The sequence below is a fragment of the Hyphomicrobium sp. genome, from assembly GCF_003987855.1.
Lineage (GTDB): Bacteria > Pseudomonadota > Alphaproteobacteria > Rhizobiales > Hyphomicrobiaceae > Hyphomicrobium_B.
The window spans coordinates 73,453-90,848 of record NZ_RXIZ01000014.1 but is presented as its reverse complement, the minus strand read 5'-3'; the positions used below and the strand labels follow the sequence as shown (position 1 = coordinate 90,848).

The following is a 17,396-nucleotide window of genomic DNA, read 5'->3' as shown; positions in this document are numbered from 1 at the left end:
GCAGGACGGCAGCATAACGCGCCAGTACCCGGCAGGTTCGATGCGGTCTAACTCTCGTCGGCAGCAGGAAGAGAGACGCGAAATGGCCCGCCATTGTCCGGCACGGACATCTGCCGACGCCGAAAGGCGGACTTGAACACTTTCGAGCCGGTTTCGAACCAGAATGCCAAACCTGTTGCCAGGGCGATGGCGAAGACAGCGCCCTCGTCACCCGCAACAAGCGCACCGGCAACCCAGCATAGTCCGATGACCAGAACCCATGGGAACAGAACATTCGCCTTGCTTTTTGACAGTGATGCCATCACCACCAAAGCGCCAAGCACGGCGCCAACGGCACCGAAATAGTAGTCGCAAATAGCGCCGATGAAGACGATGACCAGCGTCACGTCGTTCGTCCCTTTGGGAACGCGAATCGGATTGCAGATATTGCGATTCTACATCAATGGCGCGCGAAAGCCTGATGACTGTTTGAACAGAATGGCACACGGGCTGCTCGAATTCTCGGCAAAGCTCAATTGACGCCAGCTTCGACCATGAAACGATAGTGGGTCCAGCGCAATTGGCGCGCTCGCGCCCTCTCAACACGGTCGCGCAAATAGCGGATGTGGGTCATCTCGTTGAGATCGACGACTTTGCCGCGGCAGGCCCTGGTGAAGCCGACGAGTTCGTACTCGGCCGCATTGAGGCGAGCAGTCGCCTCTCGGTGCAACAGTGAGACGAGCTTGGTGTTCATGCGAGTCCCCCCTCGCATCCGAAGCTAGGCGATTTGCCGCGAAGCGGAGAAGTGACACGGCTTCGATCTCCACAGCAGAGATCCGGCCGGAGGCAGGAGGAGACTGCGACAAGAGGAATGGCAGTCTTGTCGCCCGCTGCCCCGGTGTCCATCTCTTGGGAGTGCGAGATCGGAGGCACAATGCCTGAAGAGGAAGCCATCCCCGTAATCATTTTCATCGCGAGTCTTTATGGGTTCGCGATCGTGCTGGTGTACGTTCTTGCACGTGCTTGGGAGCAAGCGCTTTCTACGAAATCCCTTCAGAGCCGAGCGGCCGTTAGTAGACACAATGGCCGCCAATTACCCCCGATAGATTAGTCGTCGGAGGACTGCTGCGGAGCCGAAGATGTTTGTTGCTGCGCACCGTTTCGATGTTCAATTGTGCTGAGCTAAGAGCGCCTCATGCGCGGCATCGTTCTTTGGTCGAATGCGAATTCGCGAAATGCGCTAAATATTGGCATTATTTAAACGATTTTATTCGTCGAGTCGCCGCGCGTTAACCCATTGATCGCAGCTTTTTGGTATGATCCGTATACCTCATGTCCTCCCCCCGGAATGAGGATCACGCGTGGGCACTCGGCCATCCCCCCTCATCCCCCCGCCGGGTGCCCACCTCTCTCTTCCAATGATCGGCTTACATTTCTGCGCGCAACGCACGCATGATGAGGTGCGATGAGCTCTCGTCCTGCAGGGCACTGGAAACGTCGCGCTTGGATATCCGCTTGGACCAACCCGCGACGCGAGGCTTAGGCGTAACCGGGGTCACTGCTGAATCGATTGTGCTGGCGGTCTCCTCGGACGCTTCTGCGTCCGGCTCGGCCACAGCTGTTTCTGCATCGTCCATTGCCTTTGCCAAGGGACCGATCGGCGCCGCATTGGCGGCTGGAATCAACGGCTCTTGCTTATCCACCGGCTGGGATGAACGTTCACGCGCGGCCAGGAAGTTATCGACCCGGGAAGGGCGGGGATCTGACGGCTCGACGAGCGATAGACGCGTTAGCGCTTGTCGGGTAAGCGCCTCGCCGACGGAAACGGCAACCCAGGAGCTGCCGACGATCAAGGCGATATAAAATAGTGACGCATAGACGCGATCTGACATGGCACCGTTCACAGCCTAAGGCTCGGGTGCCCCCACACCGCTAACCTAACAGATTACGCGGGAGGGGTAAGCCCGTTCCGCGGCCGTGATAAAAATCAACTTAGCGCTTTCCGCGCACTTATCCGGGAATATGGCTAATTGCGGCTTCTGGGCACGCTCCGCAGAGCCGCGCGAATGGCATCAAGCCCATCCGTGAGGGCCGCTGGCCCGGGTTGCAGGATGATCGGCGACTTTATCTCGAAGATCCGGTCGCCCTGAACGGCCGGTATTATCCGCCAACCCTCACGATCCCGGATTTTTTCCGGTCGAACCTTCTTGCCGCACCAGGACGCGAGAATGATGTCGGGCGCTCGAGCCAAGACGTCTTCGGCTTTCACGATGCGGTCCTTGGCGCTCGGCTCGCGCCCCCTCTCGGCAAAGATGTCCTCACCGCCCGCAACCTCGATCAGTTCGGAGACCCAGCCGATCCCCGTAATCAGCGGATCGTCCCACTCTTCGAAGTAGACGCGAGGGCGGCCGAACTGCGGGCTCGTCTCCGCGCGAATTGTTTCAACGCGGCGTTCCAGCGACGTGGCGAGATCATTGGCCTTTTCAGAGCATCCCACCAGCGCACCAAGAGTGCGGATCATTGTGAAGATGCCAGCGAGACTGCGTTGATTGAACAGATGCACCGCAATGCCGGCGCTTGCGAGTTCGGCGGCGATCGGTCCCTGGAGGTCGGAGAAGGCCAGGACGAGATCGGGTTCGAGCGCGAGGATCTTGGGGATGTCGGCGGACGTGAACGATGAGACGCGCGGTTTCTCCCGGCGCACCTCCGGCGGGCGAACCGCATAGCCGGAAACGCCAACGATCCGATCCTGCTCGCCAAGCAGGTAAAGCGTCTCGACCGTTTCTTCGGTCAGGCATACAAGTCTACGGGGCGGAAAGGTGTGCATGCGATTGGCCAGGAGGTCGATCAAACTATTCGGCCGAGGCGCCGAGCTCCGTACGCGCCCCATCTCCTGAGAATTGCTGGGGAATTGCAGTCGATACTCCGCAATGAGACCAAAGTCGATCTAGTCTGCATTTTGCCGAAAACTAGGAACAAATAGCTTCGGGCGTGGTTATGGGCCGTCAAATCTGACCTCCGCTAATCGGCGGCAATGGTTCATCAGAAATACATGTTCGGTCTGTCAAAGGATCGCGCCCGATTCATGGGATAGCGGAAGGAACCTGAAAATGAAGTCGACCTTGAAGCCTTATCTGATTGCAGCGTCGTTTCTGGCATTGTCGTCAGTGGCGCACGCAGAAAGCAAGGACGACAGCATCGAGCTGGGCTTTATGCCGAGCGCGATGGACGTCACGCTTTTGAATGAAGGCGGCAAATTCGTCACCGTTGACCTGAAGAAGATCGCGAAGGGCGAGAAGTGCCACATGGAAAAAGACGCGGTGGTCATGAAGGTCGGGCCTGGCGCAACCCCTGGTACCATCCGCGTTCGCTACGCCGCCCCGAATCTCTCGCACGGCGGTTGTCCGTTCATGACTGAGTTTGAACTCTCGGATGCCGACTACACGGCAGCTCGCGCTGCCTTCAACGCGAAAAGCGATGAGGCCTCGAAGAAAATCGACGATCTCAAGAAGCAACTCGGAGACAAATGGAACGAGTTGACGAAGTCGGCGGAAACGAAGCCCACGGAATCTAAGCCTGCTGACCCAAAGCAATAGGCTCCTGGTTCGGTGGCCGCCTTCCACCCTCAATCGAGCATAGCGCAACTTCTCTCCGGCCCGATTGGGCCGGGGAGCCTTACCTGGATCGGCCTGCGTCCAAGCCGCAAAGCTGAAATGATTGCGCCCTCTACGGCGCTACTTGTCGCCGAGAAGGGCATCGAGGGTGATCGTTACCGGACGCAAAGGAACGGCCCGCGTCAAGTCACGCTGATAGCCGCTGAGGATATCGCTGCGATCGCTTCCTTTATGAAGAGAGATCAGGTCCGGCCCGAGCTTCTCCGGCGGAACTTGGTCACGCGCGGCTTGAACTTGAACGCGCTCAAGGGGGAAAAAATACGCATCGGCATCGCCGTTCTTGAGATCACCGGGGAGTGCGCCCCCTGCAGTCAAATGGAAACGAACCTCGGGCCGGGCGGCTATAACGCTGTTCGAGGGCGGGGAGGTCTCACGGCGCGAATAGCAACCGGAGGGAAAATCCGCATCGGCGATTTGATCGAGCGGGTGAGCTAGCGCAGCCGAATTGCCGCTTAGGCGCTCACTGGCTTTCGGCGATTCTCGGCCGGGTCGCTTTAATTAGATAGCTGACGACTGCGATACCAGCGATCGGCAGGACCGCGGCAAGCGCGATCTGCGGCAGGACGTTCAAGACCGCGAAAAACGAATAGGGCATCGAGGGATAACTCCGGAGCGCAATGGCGGGCAAACTCGGGACGCCGCCAACTTGTTCCGTTTCCGCTAAAGAATCGTGACTAATCACCCAAGAGGCGAAAATTCTTTCAGATTGGCACCGCCCGACCGATTGGATCAGCTGCTACGACTGGGTGCTGGCGCTCCAGGAAGCATGCGTCACGTCCGCGTGGTGGCGAATTCGCTCGATGATGCTGTCGAGTTCGGCAGCATCCACTTCCGTGCTGGTCAAGGTAGCGACCACCTCGGCCTGATCGTCCCGCCGCTCGATCACGTCGATCTCCGCAACCGGATAGCTCGCGTCTTTAAGCAGGTGCTTTAGAGCGTCTCGAACGACATCCAAGTGTTCGGTCTCGGTGGTGACGTGAACCGAATACGTCGCCTCGACACTTTCTGCCTTGATCGGAATCCGGTTGATGACGCTCGCCAGTGGCCGCAGCATCGTATTGCAGGCTATGACGAACCCGGTCATCAGAGCCGCCTCGGCAACCTTATCGACGCCTGCGTACGCCCCGACTGCCGCCGAACACCAGAGCGTCGCCGCCGTGTTGAGGCCTCGGACGTTCAATCCCTCCTTCATGATGACCCCGGCGCCAAGAAAACCGATGCCGGATACGACGTAGGCTATGACCCGGACCGCGCCCTCATCCCCGGCAAGCCCCTGGGCCAAGTCAACGAAGCCAGCCGCGCCGACGGCGACGAGGACATTCGTTCTCAGCCCTGCATTGCGTTGGCGAAATTGCCGTTCAAGCCCGATCAGCGTGCCGAATACGAAAGCGGCGACAAAGCTGACGATCGTGTCGAGGAAGGGGATGAGGTGGAAGGTCTGTATGAAGCGCATGTTGCCCAAAAGCTAGCCGGCCGGCGATTACCCATTCCTGCCGGACATGCCAATCTTATGACAGAGCAGGAGGTGCGAGGAGTTCTTCGCTCAGCTTCCCCATCGAAGGGCGTGGCCTGCAACCTCCGACAGTGGGCGACGGTGCCGATACTTGCTGTGGAGTGGCCCCTGACCTAGGTTCGATTGGGTCCGAAGGGGGAATTGATGAAAAAGTTTTCGCTCGCAGGTAGCAGGGTCTGGGTCGCGGGCCACCGGGGCATGGTGGGATCGGCGATCCTGCGGGCCTTAGAAGCGCGAGGCGATTGCACGCCTTTGACGCTGGACAGAACCGAGGCAGATTTACGTGACCAAGCTGCCGTAACGGCCTGGGTCTTGAAGAACAGGCCGGACACTATCTTCCTCGCAGCGGCAAAAGTTGGAGGCATAATGGCAAACGCCACATGCCCGGCGGACTTCCTTTACGACAACCTGATGATAGAGGCGAATGTCATTCACGCTGCGCATAAAGCGGACGTCTCGAAGCTCCTCTTTCTCGGATCTTCTTGCATCTACCCAAAGCTTGCCCATCAGCCGATACGCGAGGACGCGCTTCTGACGGGGGCATTGGAGCCGACAAACGAATGGTACGCTATCGCCAAGATCGCGGGGATTAAGCTTTGCCAGGCCTACCGAAGCCAACACAATCGCGACTTCATCTCGGCGATGCCGACCAATCTATACGGCCCAAACGACAATTTTAGTCTCCATTCCAGTCACGTCCTGCCGGCGTTGATCCGGAAATTCGATGAGGCGAAAGCCGCGAAAGCACCGCATGTCGTTCTCTGGGGAAGCGGAACGCCGCGCCGCGAATTCATGTACGTCGACGACCTGGCCGGGGCGCTCATCTTCCTAATGGAGAACTATTCCGGATCGGAACACATCAATGTTGGCGTTGGCTATGATCTGCCGATCCTAGAGCTCGCCAAGATAATAAAGAACATCGTCGGCTATGAAGGTGAAATCCGGCTCGACCCCACCAAGCCCGACGGCACGCCTCGCAAGCTCATGGATTCCTCCCGACTGCTCGGCCTCGGCTGGGAGCCGAGCACCGGAATTCGCGACGGCATCACGTCCACCTACAGCTGGTATTGCCGCAATCGCCAAGCTGTGAGAGCGGCATAGATCTCTGCCCTCGCTAGGCACTCGAGGTAACTCGTCCCCAGTGATTTCGATGGTTGTGCAGAATTGCGCTTGCGCATCTTAGATTGTGCATATTAGCTGTCTCCACCAGAGATTGCAGCATTGCCCAGGCTCACCGCCATGGTTCGTGCTCGGTCCCCGGCCTGCAAGTGTGTGGAGCCTCCATGACCTTCGAAGTCTTTCCTGATCAGAACATCTGCGTGATCGGCCTGGGATACGTGGGCCTGACGCTCGCGGTGGCGATGGCTGACGCCGGCTTCAACGTAGCCGGTGTGGAGAGGCGCGATGATGTAGTGGAAAGCTTGTGGCAGCGGAAAGCCCATTTTTGGGAACCTCGGCTGGATCAAAAACTCCAGCGCGTAATGGCCCGTCGCGACCTCGAGGTCTTCACATCGCCTCCGCCGCACTTTGACGCTGACGTCTACATCATCACCGTTGGAACACCGTTAGGTGCGGATGGCGCCGCACGAATCGATATGGCGGCAGATGCAGCCGCCGAGGTCGGAAAGGTCATGAAGGATGGCGCACTGGTTATCCTGCGCTCTACCGTAAAACTCGGAACCGCGCGTGAGATCGTGGCTCCTATCCTTGATCGTTCAGATAAATCCTATCAGCTGGCGGTCTGCCCCGAACGCACCTTGGAGGGCCGAGCGCTGCTGGAGCTCAATGAGCTTCCGCAGATTATCGGGGCTGACGACCGCATGACGCGCCGGCGTTGTCAGATGCTGTTCAACAGGCTGACCCCTACAACGGTTGCGCTTTCCTCCCTCGAAGCAGCCGAACTCGTAAAGCTTGTTGACAACACTTACCGCGACGTGAGCTTCGGCTTCGCAAATGAAGTCGCCAAACTCTGCAGCGAAGCGGGTCTTTCAGCCGCGGAAATCATTCGTGCGGGCAAGCTCGGCTACCCTCGGACGAATGTTCCGATGCCTGGTCCGGTAGGCGGCCCATGCTTAGAAAAAGACCCGCATATATTAGTCGAATCGGCGCGCCGGTTCGGCGTCGAAATGCCCGTGACGCGCGCTGCACGACAAACCAACGAGGTGCAGCCCAAGCAGATCGCCGCGATGGCTCGTGCAGCCTCGCGATCAATCTCCGCATTCAGCAATCATCCAACGATTTCGTTGCTCGGCTTGGCGTTCAAGGGCGTGCCCGCGACGGACGACCTTCGCGGCAGTATGGCGTTCCCAATCTACGCGGCGTTGAAAGACGCTTTCCCGGACTCAACATTCCGGGGCTTTGATCCCGTCGTGCGCCCGGATGTTACGGAAAGTGCATTCGGGTTCGAGGCAGTTCGCCACTTTGAAGAGGCGTTCGAAGGCGCAGACATCGTCTTTCTCCTCAACAATCATGTCGAATTGCAGAATCTCGATCTCGCCACGGCGACCCAACGTATGTCGACGCCAGCGCTCGTCTACGATCTTTGGAATATGCACGACGTCGCGCCCGATACGCTTCCGGCGGGTGTTCGGTTCATCGCACTTGGCAGAGAGAAAATGGAGCTCGCATGAGCAGGCATTATCTCGTTACCGGCGGGACAGGCTTTATCGGCTCCTATCTCGTGCGGCGCTTAGTAAAGGATGGCCACAGGGTACGCGTCGTGGACAACGATTTGCGCGGCCGCCATCATCGCTTGTTGGAGATTGCTGGCGAATTTGAATTGATGAGCTGCGATGTCCGAGACACGGCCGCCATGATCAATGCCGCGCGTGGTGTCGATTCGATCATTCACTTGGCGGCTTTGAACGGAACTGAGAACTTCTACACGCGGCCCGAACTCGTTCTCGACGTCGGAATTCGCGGTCTCTATGCAACGCTAGACGCGGCCCGAGCTAACGGCGTCGAGGAGTTCATACTTGCGTCGTCTTCGGAAGCCTATCAGACGCCCGCAGTCGTGCCGACACCGGAGAACGCACCCCTTACGATCCCAGACCCTTGGAATCCGCGCTACTCATATGGCGGCTCCAAGCTCATATCTGAAATCATTGTCGCCAATTATCTGCGCGACGTTTTCAAGAAGTTGATCGTCTTCAGACCTCATAATGTCTACGGCCCGGACATGGGAGACGAACACGTCATCCCTCAATTAACCGCCCGCGCCGCCAAGCAGTGTGCGCGCTATGCCTCTGGAGAGGTCCCATTCAAAATCCAAGGCGACGGCTCCCAGACCCGCTCGTTTATTTACATCGATGACTTCATCGATTGCTTGATGTTGGTGATATCGAACGGCGCGCATCGTGAAACTTATCACGTCGGAACAGCAGAGGAGGTGAGTATAGCCTGCCTAGCCGAAATGATCTTCGCCGAGATCGGTCGCAAGGCTTATCTCTTACCATCCGATTTTCCCGCTGGCGGAACACTTCGCCGCTGTCCGGAAATTTCCCGCATACGCGCTCTTGGCTTCGCGCCTCTAGTTTCGCTTGAAGACGGAATCCGTCGCACAGTTGAATGGTACCTGAGAGCAGCGGCCCCAGATATGCCGAGGGATAGACCGCGTGCTCTGGCGGGCTAGGCGGCGACATCGACCCCGCGCAAACGTCTAACTTCCAGATCGATAAGCGATTTGTAAGTCCCGGCCTTTGCAAGAAGATTGTCCGGCGGACCGTCCTGAATAATTTGTCCGCTCTGCATCACCACGATCCTGTCGAAGTTGCTGAGCGTGGAAAGGCGGTGCGCTATGGCTACAACTGTGCGTCCGCGCATCAAAGTCGCCAGCGCTTCGCGAATTAAGTCTTCCGACTGGGTATCAAGCGCTGAGGTCGCCTCGTCGAGCAGTAGGATCGGGCTGTCTTTCAAGAATGCTCGCGCGATGGCGATACGCTGCCGCTGACCGCCCGACAACCGCGCTCCACGATCGCCCACGATGGTGTCTAGACCATCTGGAAGCTGCTCGATGAAACCAAGGCACCTTGCCATCTCCGCCGCGTTCCAGACTTCTTCATCGGTAGCGCCCGGTCGACCGTAGCGAATGTTGTCACGGAGGGAGCGGTGGAAGAGGGTGACGTCCTGCGGAACCACGGCAATGGACCTCCGCAACGCCTCGTCAGTCAGGCCAGCAATATCGCGCCCATTTATGAGTACGGCACCGGATTTCGGAACGTAAAACCTCTGCAGAAGCGAGAATAGGGTGGTTTTACCGCCGCCTGAAGGTCCGACTATTCCGACCCGAGATCCTGCATCTATCGTCAGGTCTAGCGAGGTGAAAAGCTGCTTTCCATTCGGATAACCGAACGTAACATCTCGGAACGATATCGCGCTCGCCTTCGCCGTCGGCAACGAGTAGAGGGGGCGCGTCGTCGAGGAATGCGGCGCCAACAGCTTCGTCAGCGCTTCCGATAGACGCGCAAGGTGCTGAGTGACGTCGACGAGCGCGACCGCCAGATCACGCGTCGCGCTGAGGATCGAAATGCCAAGCGTGCACACGAGAATGACATCGCCAGCTGAAGCTGCCCCCTTTTGCCAGAGATGAATGGCCCAGGCGAGGAGCGCGCAGGTCAGCGCGGCAGTTGTGAGCGCGTGGAAAATCCGTAGCTTTTCGAGGTAATAGAGGCTTCGTCGCCGGGAACGTGTTTCTTCGCTTACGACACTTGCCAAGCGACGGTGCTCTCCCTTAAGGCGCCCAAAAGCCTTTACGAGCGTGATGTTTGAGATGATATCGATCATCTCGCCGTCGACTGCCGCCGCATCCTCCGCATAATTGCGATGCAAGGGCTTGCCCTGGGCCGCCCAACGAAACATCACCGTAACCACCACCGCGACGAGGGCGGTCAAGCTTGCCGCCATCGTCACGCTGACGGTTGCCAAATAGCAAATCGCGACAAAGGTCGCGATGAGAGGCGGCAGCGCATTAAACGTAATCAGCGTTTCGCTTGTGTAGAGTGCATTGGAGGTGGCGGTAATGCGGCTCGTGAGCGAGCCCGGAGGCTGGGTCAGGAAGAAGCTCGGCGAATGTCCTGTAAGATGCTTGAACAGGTCACGTCGAACACTTCCAGAAACGCTCACGAAAGCAGAATGGCCCACCCAGGCCGCAACACGCCATAAGAGATTGTCGGCAGCGATAAGCGCGATCACAAAGATGAACGCGCTCCATATCGCGTCGTGATGACTGGGATCGGAAAGAGCATCGACCAGATACTTCACTGCGTACTGCGTTGACACCGAGCAGGTGACGGCGCCGGCGACAGCGCAAAGAATGATGGCGTGCGCCAGCTTGTACTTAGCCAGCGTGCGAACAACGAAGCGGTACGGGCGGCTCGAAAATGCCGAGAGATCTGCCATTTAGCACTTTCCCCAGTAACATGCGTGCGGGCACTTGCTGCGTAACTAAGGAATTTGCGAACGGTTCGGGTCGGGGAATGTACATTTCGTCGCAAGCTTATTTGCTTTCGATAGTGCTTCGGGTCTCGGGCATGTATCTTCCAACGATTGTCATGCCAAAGAGGGCAACGGCTGCCATGGCGAAAAAAGCGATGGAGGATCCGGCGAGGTCCGCGATTTCGCCGGTCAAGGTTGTGCTGATCGCAGCTCCGAGCCCCATCGCGGCCCCCGTGACGCCGAGACCCACGTTGAAATTATTCGATCGTTGCGTGAGGTCGGCGACACATACTGCAACAATAATGCCGATGATTGCCGCCGCGATGCCGTCTAATATTTGCAGAATGACGAACCCATAAGGTTCGCGGCAAAAACCGAACAGGAACGCTCTCAATCCGAGAGATGCGAAGGCGATAAGCAAGAGAGGTCTTCGCCCGTGGTCATCGGCCAGAGCGCCGACGCGGCCGGATCCGAGCGTAACCACGATCTGGGGCAGGATGAGGCACATCGCGACCAGAACGGTTGCCCACTGTTCTGAGCGCATCGTGATGAGGCTCGCAGCCAAGGGCATTAGGCCGGCGTTAGCGAGATGGAAAAAGAATACGCAGAGAGAAAGTATGAGAAATCCGCGATCGGTCGTCAGCGATACCAATGCGCGCCTAAGAGAATAATTCGCCTGACCCTTATAATCGGCGTGGCCAATGTGGGGGCGATTAGGCGACACAAATAGGATTGCGACGAGGGCAGGAACGGTCATGGCGGCCGTTAAGAAGAAGACGGCACGGTTGGAGAGGAAATATCCGCAAGCGCCCATGACCACAGTAGCGAACATGCTTCCAGCCGACGCAAACTGAGCGTTACGCCCGAGGCGAGCGCCAAGGTTTAAGTGACCGACGAGAGCAAGACTGATTGCTGCGAGGGCTGGTCCAATGAAGACGCTTGCCGCAACGTGCAGAACCTGAGCAAAAACCGTGAATAGAAACTGAGAGGAGAGTGCAATAGCCAGGGCGCTCAGTCCGACTCCGGCGACCGCGATGGCTGCGATCAAACGCTCCCGTCGCGTTGCATCTATGATGGCACCCGCGGGAATTTGGCCAATCAGCCCGACCAGACTGCCCACTGTAAGCAGCAGACCAATATCGGCGTTGGGCCATTTCTCGCTTGTAAGATAGACCGTGAGAAACGGGCCGAAACCGGTCTGCGCGTCTGCTAGAAAAAAAGAGAAATAGTCAAGACCGCGAGCGCTGGTCTTGCTCGAAGAGGCCGTGATGCGAATGGGGGCTTCCCGTTGCATCCGCCTTCACCGACCTTCCTCCCCGCCGGACCTCATTGGCCTTGCGGAGATGGCTGTGTGTCTGATTTGGGCGAAGCGCCGAGCACGACGATGGGTTCCCCCGTGCGAAACTCGGGCGCCACACGGAGTTGATCTTTATCCATATCGAGAACCGCCCCAATTCCAGCCTTCATCGGCGCAAAATGGAGCGCGGACCAAGCGATCGCGATCTTACGGACGCCGACTCCGAGAAAGCCGCCAAAGTCGATGATTGCCGCGCGAACGGTTCCGTCGGAATCGACCAGCACATCCGTCACATTGCCCAACGTCTCGCCAGATCCGGTACGAACTTCCTTGCCCAGGATGCTTTCGAGATGCTTGTCGTCGATTAGAGTTGCGGGAGTTTCGAATTTTGATTGATCCGCAGGTTTAGGTGCGACGGAGGGCGACGATGCGGAGGAGACACCTTGTGGGGAGAGCTCACCGCTCGGCGACTTTGAGTCTTCAGGCCAGGCGTTCGATGAGAAAGCGAATAAAAGTCCAACAGTGAATGCCACAGCAGATCTTCGGACCATCTAGCAAGATCTCACTGTTTCTTCGCCCGCGGCGCCCCTCTCAGACAACCAACGAAAGTAAATCGGGTTCCCCAACATTGCTGAGATGAATGAGAGAACCTCAACTCCTCCCTTGGCTCCGGACGTCGCTCCCATTCTTATGGAACAACTTCATTAGGGTCGCGTTTTGCCTCCCGGAGCTTGGGGTTGGGAGTAACGGATGAGAATTGCACAAATCGCGCCGCTGATCGAAAGCGTCCCCCCGAAATTTTACGGCGGTACCGAACGCGTCGTATCATATCTTACTGAAGAACTCGTCGCGCAGGGCCATGACGTTACCCTGTTTGCCAGCGGTGATTCCGAGACATCCGCTAAATTAATCCCATGCTGCAAGACCTCACTCCGCTCAAATCCAGCGGTGCGAGATCCAATCCCATACTACATGATGATGCTCGATAAAGTGCGGAAAATGGCTTCGAACTTTGATGTCCTGCACTTTCACATCGACCAGTTTCATTTTCCGATCTTCCGCACCATCGCCGATAAAACACTGACGACATTGCATGGTCGTCAGGATCTTCCCGATCTCCAGCTGCTGTATAAAGCCTTCCCGGAAATGGGGCTTGTATCGATCTCGAATTCGCAGCGGCAGCCGATCCCATTCGCAAATTTCGCGGGCACGGTATATCACGGTCTGCCAAAAAATTTGCATCGTCCAACCTTTGCACCTCGCGGGGGATATTTGGCGTTTCTCGGTAGAATATCGCCGGAGAAGCGCTTGGACAGGGCGATTGAAATTGCCCGCGCCGTCGGCTTCCCGTTGAAGATCGCCGCCAAGATTGATGCCGTTGACGTCGAATACTTCGAAGCGCGGATCAAACCCTTACTACAGGGGGATGATGTGCAGTTCGTAGGTGAGATCGGAGACAGCGAGAAAGGCAAGTTTCTCGGAGAAGCCTCAGCATTGCTGTTTCCGATCGATTGGCCCGAACCATTCGGAATGGTGATGATTGAGGCAATGGCTTGCGGAACCCCGGTTCTGGCTTTTGACCACGGATCTGTGAGAGAGGTCATTGACGAAGGCGTCACCGGATTTATCGTTGATGACGTAGAAGGCGGTATCGCCGCTATTCCCCGCCTCCTGGCTCTCGACCGAGCACGCGTTCGGCGTCAGTTTGACGAGCGTTTTACTGCTACGTCGATGGCTAAAGCGTACGTGGCCCTCTATGGGCGTGCGTTTGCTGCATCCTCACACCTGCCCCGCAACAATGAGGAGCCGACTGCGGCCGTTGAGGCCCTCATGAACTGAGCCCGCCGTTCGTGTGGCCAATGCCTCGGTGGGGCTATACGGTGTGCGTGTTTGCAATGGAATGGAGCAGCCGATGGTAGGGGCGCCGGCGGAGCAATCGAATTTTGAAGAGCACGACGCAGAACGCATCCATGCGACCGCTGATAGCTCTCCCCGATCGCACGTGACTTTGAAGCACGACGATGCCTTTGCAATCGTCGACACGCATGGCGACGTCGGGGCCTTCGGCAATCAATCCGACGGGTTCTTTTGCAACGACACAAGATATCTGTCGCGCCTCGAGCTTCTGATCGCCAGGACCTCACCCCTCCTGTTGGGCGCCACTTTGGACGGCAACGATCTGCAGCTCTGCTGCGATCTGACGAATACCGATGTCTACAAAGATGGAAGCCGATGGCTGCATAAGGATGTTGTGCACGTTTATCGCACGACATTTGTTCGGAACGCCGCGCTCCGGCAGCGCCTCGTGTTCACGAACTATGGCAATGTGGATCTGAAGTTACCTGTCTCGCTGATATTCGATTGTGACTTCGCTGATATCTTCGAAGTGCGTGGAATGCGACGCGAACATCGGGGCAATACACAGCGATTTGTCGACACCCCGCAGTCGGTGCGCTTCCATTATTCTGGATTGGACGGCATCGTTCGCGAAACCTCAGTCAATTTCGAACCAGCGCCAGCGTCGCTGAAAGACACGTCAGCGCTGTTCCACTTAAACATTCCCGCTAAGCAATCGGCGCTAATTTATTTGACTGTGACGGCTCAGGTCGCAGAACGAGCGGCGACATGTTCGTACGTTAAGGGGCTGCGCGACGCCCATCGCTCAATCCGCCACTCTCAAGTTCGAGAGACGACCATCTCCGTCTCTAATCCAGAAGTTGAGGCTGTTTTGCAACGCGCTGTATCCGACCTCCGGATGCTGACGACCCATACCTCGGACGGGCCTTACCCGTATGCAGGCACGCCCTGGTATTCGACGACTTTCGGGCGAGACGCCCTGATCACGGCAATGCAAATTCTTTGGCTTCAGCCTTCGATCGCTCGCGGTGTCCTGCGCCGTCTCGCACGCTTCCAGGCGAAGGCCTTCGACTCGGATGCAGACGCGCAGCCGGGTAAAATTCTTCACGAAATGCGCGGTGGAGAAATGGCTACGCTTCGTGAGATCCCGTTCGGATTGTATTACGGCAGCGTCGACTCGACGCCGTTATTCATTGTCCTGGCTGGCGCATACCACGCGATCAGTGGAGACACGGAATTCCTTCGTGAAATCTGGCCGAACATTCTCCTGGCCTTAGCTTGGATTGATGGACCTGGCGATCCGGATCAAGACGGTTTCGTCGAGTACGCACGCGAAACCGACAGTGGTCTGTCGAACCAAGGCTGGAAAGATAGTGACGACGCTGTGTTCAACAGCGACGGCAGCTTGGCCCGAGGCGCCTTGGCGCTCGTCGAAGTTCAAGGCTACGTCTACTCAGCGAAAGTCGCCGCGTCACGCATGGCAAACGCGCTTCGCGATGAAAGCTTGTCAAGGCGCTTACACGCTGAGGCGGAAGCACTCCGAGAGCGTTTCGAGAAGGAGTTTTGGCTTTCCGATCTTGGCCTTTATGCTCTGGCGCTGGATGGAAATAAGAAACCTGTTCGCGCACGGTCCAGCAACGCCGGTCATGTGTTAAGCTCCGGGATCGCATCATCCGATCGCGCCGCGCGGATTGCCGAACAACTGACATCTCCGAATTTCTTCTCCGGTTGGGGCGTGCGGACGATTGCGACGTCGGAGGCGCGATACAACCCGATGTCCTATCACAACGGTTCGGTCTGGCCGCATGACAACTCGATGATCGCGGCCGGCTTTGCGCGGTATGGCTATGGAGAAAAAGCCGGGCTCATCTTTGATAGTCTCTTCGACGCGGCTATCGAGATGGATCAGGGCCGCTTGCCCGAACTCTTTTGTGGCTTCAGGCGTCGCCCCGGCCGGGCGCCGATATTGTATCCCGTAGCGTGCGCACCTCAAGCCTGGGCGAGCGGCGCTTTGCTCCATATTTTGAGTTCGCTCCTTGGTCTTGAAATCGACGCCGCCAGCCGTACGGTCAAGTTGAGCGCACCACGCCTGCCTTCTCACGTGGAGGAAATCTCCGTTGCCAATCTCCGAGTGGGAGAAGGTTCCGTCGACTTCGTGCTCAAAGAGAAACGAGGCGAGGTAACAGTCGACGTTCTTGCGGAACGAGGTCAAGCGCGCCTCGTTCGCGTCTAGCGATTAGAATCGTGTAGCTGAAACTACTCGCTAATCGAGCGGAAGAGTCGAAGGGCGACGTGCGCCAGCTCGTCCGCGTCGAGATTGGACACATTGCCCGCGGACACGACGACCGTTGCCAGCGATTCTCTGGCGGCAGTCCATTCGCTCTCGGGGATAGTAGCCGAGATGGAGGCCCAAGCCTTATCGAACGCAGATTGAAGCCGCTCGACGTCGGCAGGACTGAATGCGCCGTGTTGAAGTATTCGAAGTGCGCGCATGACCATTAGATCGCAGCCGGAAAGTCATTCACGGCCGCATACAAGCCAACCTTGGCGATAACGTCAATCGGTGGAATGGGTCAGCGACAACCGTCGCGAACTTACGGGGCTCGATGCGGCGCCGATCCGCCCTCGTCGGTGATGCCATCGGGGAAGGGGAGATACGCGTGCGAAGCAGCCGCGAGCTCTGTAGGAGGCGAGATCCAAGACTTATGAAAAGCACCTTGCTTTCGGCGTTCTTGACCGCAGCGCTGCTCCCCCGGGGACTTGGCTCGGTGGAGTTTAAGGGTGTGGCGTTGGTCTCAGCCTGACGTACCTGCTAATTGCCGTCTACCGGGCTCAGGATCGCGCAGCGTGGCCGCGTCGTCGCTACCGCCTCCGGTGAGTAGAAGCCGCGGCCATCAGAAGTCCGCGTGCCCCGCGTGATTCACAGTTGGCGCGGTTTTATCTTGTAATCGAGTTCCCGATTGGTAGCCAGTTGCAGGAGGTCGAGAGGGATCACCCTCATTCCCCGTGCTATTATCTCTCGTCCCGGAGCTTGAACCCGCCATCGGATCGGGTGCATCTGCGTTGAGATTGCTGCGGCTATCGGAGCTTGAGGTGGCTCCTGTGCCGGCAGGTGAGCCCGCTCCGGTCGATCCACTGGATCCCGCAAATGCGGAAGCCGTCCCGAGCTGAGCGAAGCAAAAACAAGTCGCAAGCGTCATAAATCGCATGTCGAAGATCCCCGGTTGGAGCACAGTAGGAGTACGGCTGCTCGCGGTCAAAGTTCCGATTAATCGGCTCGTCGAGCGCTGCCGCAATCGTCGCCTCGGAACGACAGGATCACGTCCGGCGTTGGAGATCGCAGTCGTGGTCGCCTTTCCTTTGGCCGGACGATGCTGCGGAGCAGCAATGACGCGAGGATCTCGATGCGCAAACTAACGCTGTCTAACTACCTCTTCCTCATTCCCGCGCTGATCGTTGGCCCATTTCTCCTGCTGGCACTTATCGCGCATGGCCTGGCGCTCGATCTCTGGGCGCGTGGCGAGAGACGGTTATCGAGTTACCAAAATAATCAAGTGGGCCACTTGTTTCTCAAGTCCGCGCGGGCTGACAGACGTCTCGAAAACGTGGCGAGCCGGCGTCAATAATTGGCTGCAAGCGGATT

Annotated in this window: 18 protein-coding genes; 8 read left to right on the top strand and 10 right to left on the bottom strand. The window is 57.7% G+C overall.

Translation table 11 applies throughout. The features are described from left to right. Positions 1 to 47: 47 nt before the first annotated feature. From EKK30_RS12570 to EKK30_RS12555, 4 genes are all read right to left on the bottom strand, one after another. Entirely contained in the window at positions 48 to 386 is a 339-nt protein-coding gene (locus EKK30_RS12570) for a hypothetical protein (RefSeq protein WP_290985539.1), read from the bottom strand. A gap of 125 nt (positions 387 to 511) precedes the next feature. After that, entirely contained in the window at positions 512 to 733 is a 222-nt protein-coding gene (locus tag EKK30_RS12565; RefSeq protein WP_290985536.1) for a hypothetical protein, read from the bottom strand. Between the two features lie 673 nt (positions 734 to 1,406). Next, positions 1,407 to 1,871, bottom strand: coding sequence for a hypothetical protein (locus tag EKK30_RS12560; protein WP_290985533.1), 465 nt, complete (start codon positions 1,869 to 1,871; stop codon positions 1,407 to 1,409). Between the two features lie 134 nt (positions 1,872 to 2,005). Further along, positions 2,006 to 2,806 (bottom strand): cobalamin-binding protein, encoded by an 801-nt coding sequence (locus EKK30_RS12555; protein WP_290985530.1) that lies wholly within the window; start codon positions 2,804 to 2,806, stop codon positions 2,006 to 2,008. Positions 2,807 to 3,089: 283 nt separating this feature from the next. Between EKK30_RS12555 and EKK30_RS12550 the strand changes: the two genes are divergently transcribed. Continuing rightward, positions 3,090 to 3,575 carry a hypothetical protein gene (locus EKK30_RS12550; protein WP_290985528.1) on the top strand — a complete coding sequence of 162 codons (486 nt, stop codon included), beginning with the start codon at positions 3,090 to 3,092 and terminating at the stop codon, positions 3,573 to 3,575. Positions 3,576 to 3,692: 117 nt separating this feature from the next. Next, positions 3,693 to 4,088: an MOSC domain-containing protein gene (locus EKK30_RS12545; RefSeq protein WP_366927338.1), complete on the top strand. Its 396-nt coding sequence runs from the start codon at positions 3,693 to 3,695 to the stop codon at positions 4,086 to 4,088. Between the two features lie 25 nt (positions 4,089 to 4,113). On the opposite strand, the gene EKK30_RS12540 is transcribed toward EKK30_RS12545, so the two are convergent. Both EKK30_RS12540 and EKK30_RS12535 read right to left on the bottom strand, forming a co-directional pair. Continuing rightward, on the bottom strand, positions 4,114 to 4,248 hold the full coding sequence (locus EKK30_RS12540) for a hypothetical protein (protein ID WP_290985526.1): 135 nt from the start codon (positions 4,246 to 4,248) through the stop codon (positions 4,114 to 4,116). Between the two features lie 141 nt (positions 4,249 to 4,389). Beyond that, the gene (locus tag EKK30_RS12535) at positions 4,390 to 5,106 is read right to left on the bottom strand and encodes an MgtC/SapB family protein (RefSeq protein ID WP_290985523.1); all 717 of its coding nucleotides are present in this window, start codon (positions 5,104 to 5,106) and stop codon (positions 4,390 to 4,392) included. A gap of 204 nt (positions 5,107 to 5,310) precedes the next feature. On the opposite strand from EKK30_RS12535, the gene EKK30_RS12530 reads away from it, so the two are divergent. From EKK30_RS12530 to EKK30_RS12520, 3 genes are all read left to right on the top strand, one after another. Next, positions 5,311 to 6,267 (top strand): GDP-L-fucose synthase, encoded by a 957-nt coding sequence (locus EKK30_RS12530; RefSeq protein ID WP_290985522.1) that lies wholly within the window; start codon positions 5,311 to 5,313, stop codon positions 6,265 to 6,267. A 182-nt stretch (positions 6,268 to 6,449) separates the two neighbouring features. Beyond that, complete coding sequence (locus EKK30_RS12525; protein WP_290985521.1) at positions 6,450 to 7,796, top strand: nucleotide sugar dehydrogenase; 1,347 nt, start codon at positions 6,450 to 6,452, stop codon at positions 7,794 to 7,796. After that, positions 7,793 to 8,797 carry an NAD(P)-dependent oxidoreductase gene (locus EKK30_RS12520; protein ID WP_290985520.1) on the top strand — a complete coding sequence of 335 codons (1,005 nt, stop codon included), beginning with the start codon at positions 7,793 to 7,795 and terminating at the stop codon, positions 8,795 to 8,797. The genes EKK30_RS12525 and EKK30_RS12520 overlap by 4 nt, the downstream gene beginning before the upstream one ends. Here the strand turns inward: EKK30_RS12520 and EKK30_RS12515 are convergent. The 3 genes from EKK30_RS12515 to EKK30_RS12505 all read right to left on the bottom strand — a co-directional run bounded on the left by EKK30_RS12515 (position 8,794) and on the right by EKK30_RS12505 (position 12,429). Beyond that, positions 8,794 to 10,563: an ABC transporter ATP-binding protein gene (locus EKK30_RS12515; protein WP_290985518.1), complete on the bottom strand. Its 1,770-nt coding sequence runs from the start codon at positions 10,561 to 10,563 to the stop codon at positions 8,794 to 8,796. The two genes, EKK30_RS12520 and EKK30_RS12515, sit on opposite strands and share 4 nt — an antisense overlap. 97 nt (positions 10,564 to 10,660) lie before the next feature. Further along, the gene (locus EKK30_RS12510) at positions 10,661 to 11,893 is read right to left on the bottom strand and encodes an MFS transporter (RefSeq protein ID WP_290985516.1); all 1,233 of its coding nucleotides are present in this window, start codon (positions 11,891 to 11,893) and stop codon (positions 10,661 to 10,663) included. Positions 11,894 to 11,925: 32 nt separating this feature from the next. Next, positions 11,926 to 12,429: a PRC-barrel domain-containing protein gene (locus EKK30_RS12505; protein ID WP_290985514.1), complete on the bottom strand. Its 504-nt coding sequence runs from the start codon at positions 12,427 to 12,429 to the stop codon at positions 11,926 to 11,928. Between the two features lie 217 nt (positions 12,430 to 12,646). On the opposite strand from EKK30_RS12505, the gene EKK30_RS12500 reads away from it, so the two are divergent. Both EKK30_RS12500 and EKK30_RS12495 read left to right on the top strand, forming a co-directional pair. Further along, complete coding sequence (locus EKK30_RS12500; RefSeq protein ID WP_290985512.1) at positions 12,647 to 13,735, top strand: glycosyltransferase family 4 protein; 1,089 nt, start codon at positions 12,647 to 12,649, stop codon at positions 13,733 to 13,735. A gap of 73 nt (positions 13,736 to 13,808) precedes the next feature. Further along, positions 13,809 to 15,986 carry an amylo-alpha-1,6-glucosidase gene (locus EKK30_RS12495; protein WP_290985509.1) on the top strand — a complete coding sequence of 726 codons (2,178 nt, stop codon included), beginning with the start codon at positions 13,809 to 13,811 and terminating at the stop codon, positions 15,984 to 15,986. A gap of 23 nt (positions 15,987 to 16,009) precedes the next feature. Here the strand turns inward: EKK30_RS12495 and EKK30_RS12490 are convergent, their stop codons facing one another. Beyond that, positions 16,010 to 16,246, bottom strand: a complete 237-nt coding sequence (locus tag EKK30_RS12490; RefSeq protein WP_290985506.1) for a hypothetical protein — start codon at positions 16,244 to 16,246, stop codon at positions 16,010 to 16,012. Between the two features lie 911 nt (positions 16,247 to 17,157). Between EKK30_RS12490 and EKK30_RS12485 the strand changes: the two genes are divergently transcribed. Beyond that, complete coding sequence (locus tag EKK30_RS12485) at positions 17,158 to 17,379, top strand: hypothetical protein (RefSeq protein WP_290985503.1); 222 nt, start codon at positions 17,158 to 17,160, stop codon at positions 17,377 to 17,379. The last annotated feature ends 17 nt before the right edge of the window (positions 17,380 to 17,396 follow it).

Bases quoted from the DNA above. Each gene is read 5' to 3' on its own strand.
- EKK30_RS12565 (WP_290985536.1), bottom strand. From the start codon at position 733: ATGAACACCAAGCTCGTCTCACTGTTGCACCGAGAGGCGACTGCTCGC.
- EKK30_RS12560 (WP_290985533.1), bottom strand. From the start codon at position 1,871: ATGTCAGATCGCGTCTATGCGTCACTATTTTATATCGCCTTGATCGTC.
- EKK30_RS12555 (WP_290985530.1), bottom strand. From the start codon at position 2,806: ATGCACACCTTTCCGCCCCGTAGACTTGTATGCCTGACCGAAGAAACG.
- EKK30_RS12550 (WP_290985528.1), top strand. From the start codon at position 3,090: ATGAAGTCGACCTTGAAGCCTTATCTGATTGCAGCGTCGTTTCTGGCA.
- EKK30_RS12545 (WP_366927338.1), top strand. From the start codon at position 3,693: ATGATTGCGCCCTCTACGGCGCTACTTGTCGCCGAGAAGGGCATCGAG.
- EKK30_RS12540 (WP_290985526.1), bottom strand. From the start codon at position 4,248: ATGCCCTATTCGTTTTTCGCGGTCTTGAACGTCCTGCCGCAGATCGCG.
- EKK30_RS12535 (WP_290985523.1), bottom strand. From the start codon at position 5,106: ATGCGCTTCATACAGACCTTCCACCTCATCCCCTTCCTCGACACGATC.
- EKK30_RS12530 (WP_290985522.1), top strand. From the start codon at position 5,311: ATGAAAAAGTTTTCGCTCGCAGGTAGCAGGGTCTGGGTCGCGGGCCAC.
- EKK30_RS12525 (WP_290985521.1), top strand. From the start codon at position 6,450: ATGACCTTCGAAGTCTTTCCTGATCAGAACATCTGCGTGATCGGCCTG.
- EKK30_RS12520 (WP_290985520.1), top strand. From the start codon at position 7,793: ATGAGCAGGCATTATCTCGTTACCGGCGGGACAGGCTTTATCGGCTCC.
- EKK30_RS12515 (WP_290985518.1), bottom strand. From the start codon at position 10,563: ATGGCAGATCTCTCGGCATTTTCGAGCCGCCCGTACCGCTTCGTTGTT.
- EKK30_RS12510 (WP_290985516.1), bottom strand. From the start codon at position 11,893: ATGCAACGGGAAGCCCCCATTCGCATCACGGCCTCTTCGAGCAAGACC.
- EKK30_RS12500 (WP_290985512.1), top strand. From the start codon at position 12,647: ATGAGAATTGCACAAATCGCGCCGCTGATCGAAAGCGTCCCCCCGAAA.
- EKK30_RS12495 (WP_290985509.1), top strand. From the start codon at position 13,809: ATGGTAGGGGCGCCGGCGGAGCAATCGAATTTTGAAGAGCACGACGCA.
- EKK30_RS12490 (WP_290985506.1), bottom strand. From the start codon at position 16,246: ATGCGCGCACTTCGAATACTTCAACACGGCGCATTCAGTCCTGCCGAC.
- EKK30_RS12485 (WP_290985503.1), top strand. From the start codon at position 17,158: ATGCGCAAACTAACGCTGTCTAACTACCTCTTCCTCATTCCCGCGCTG.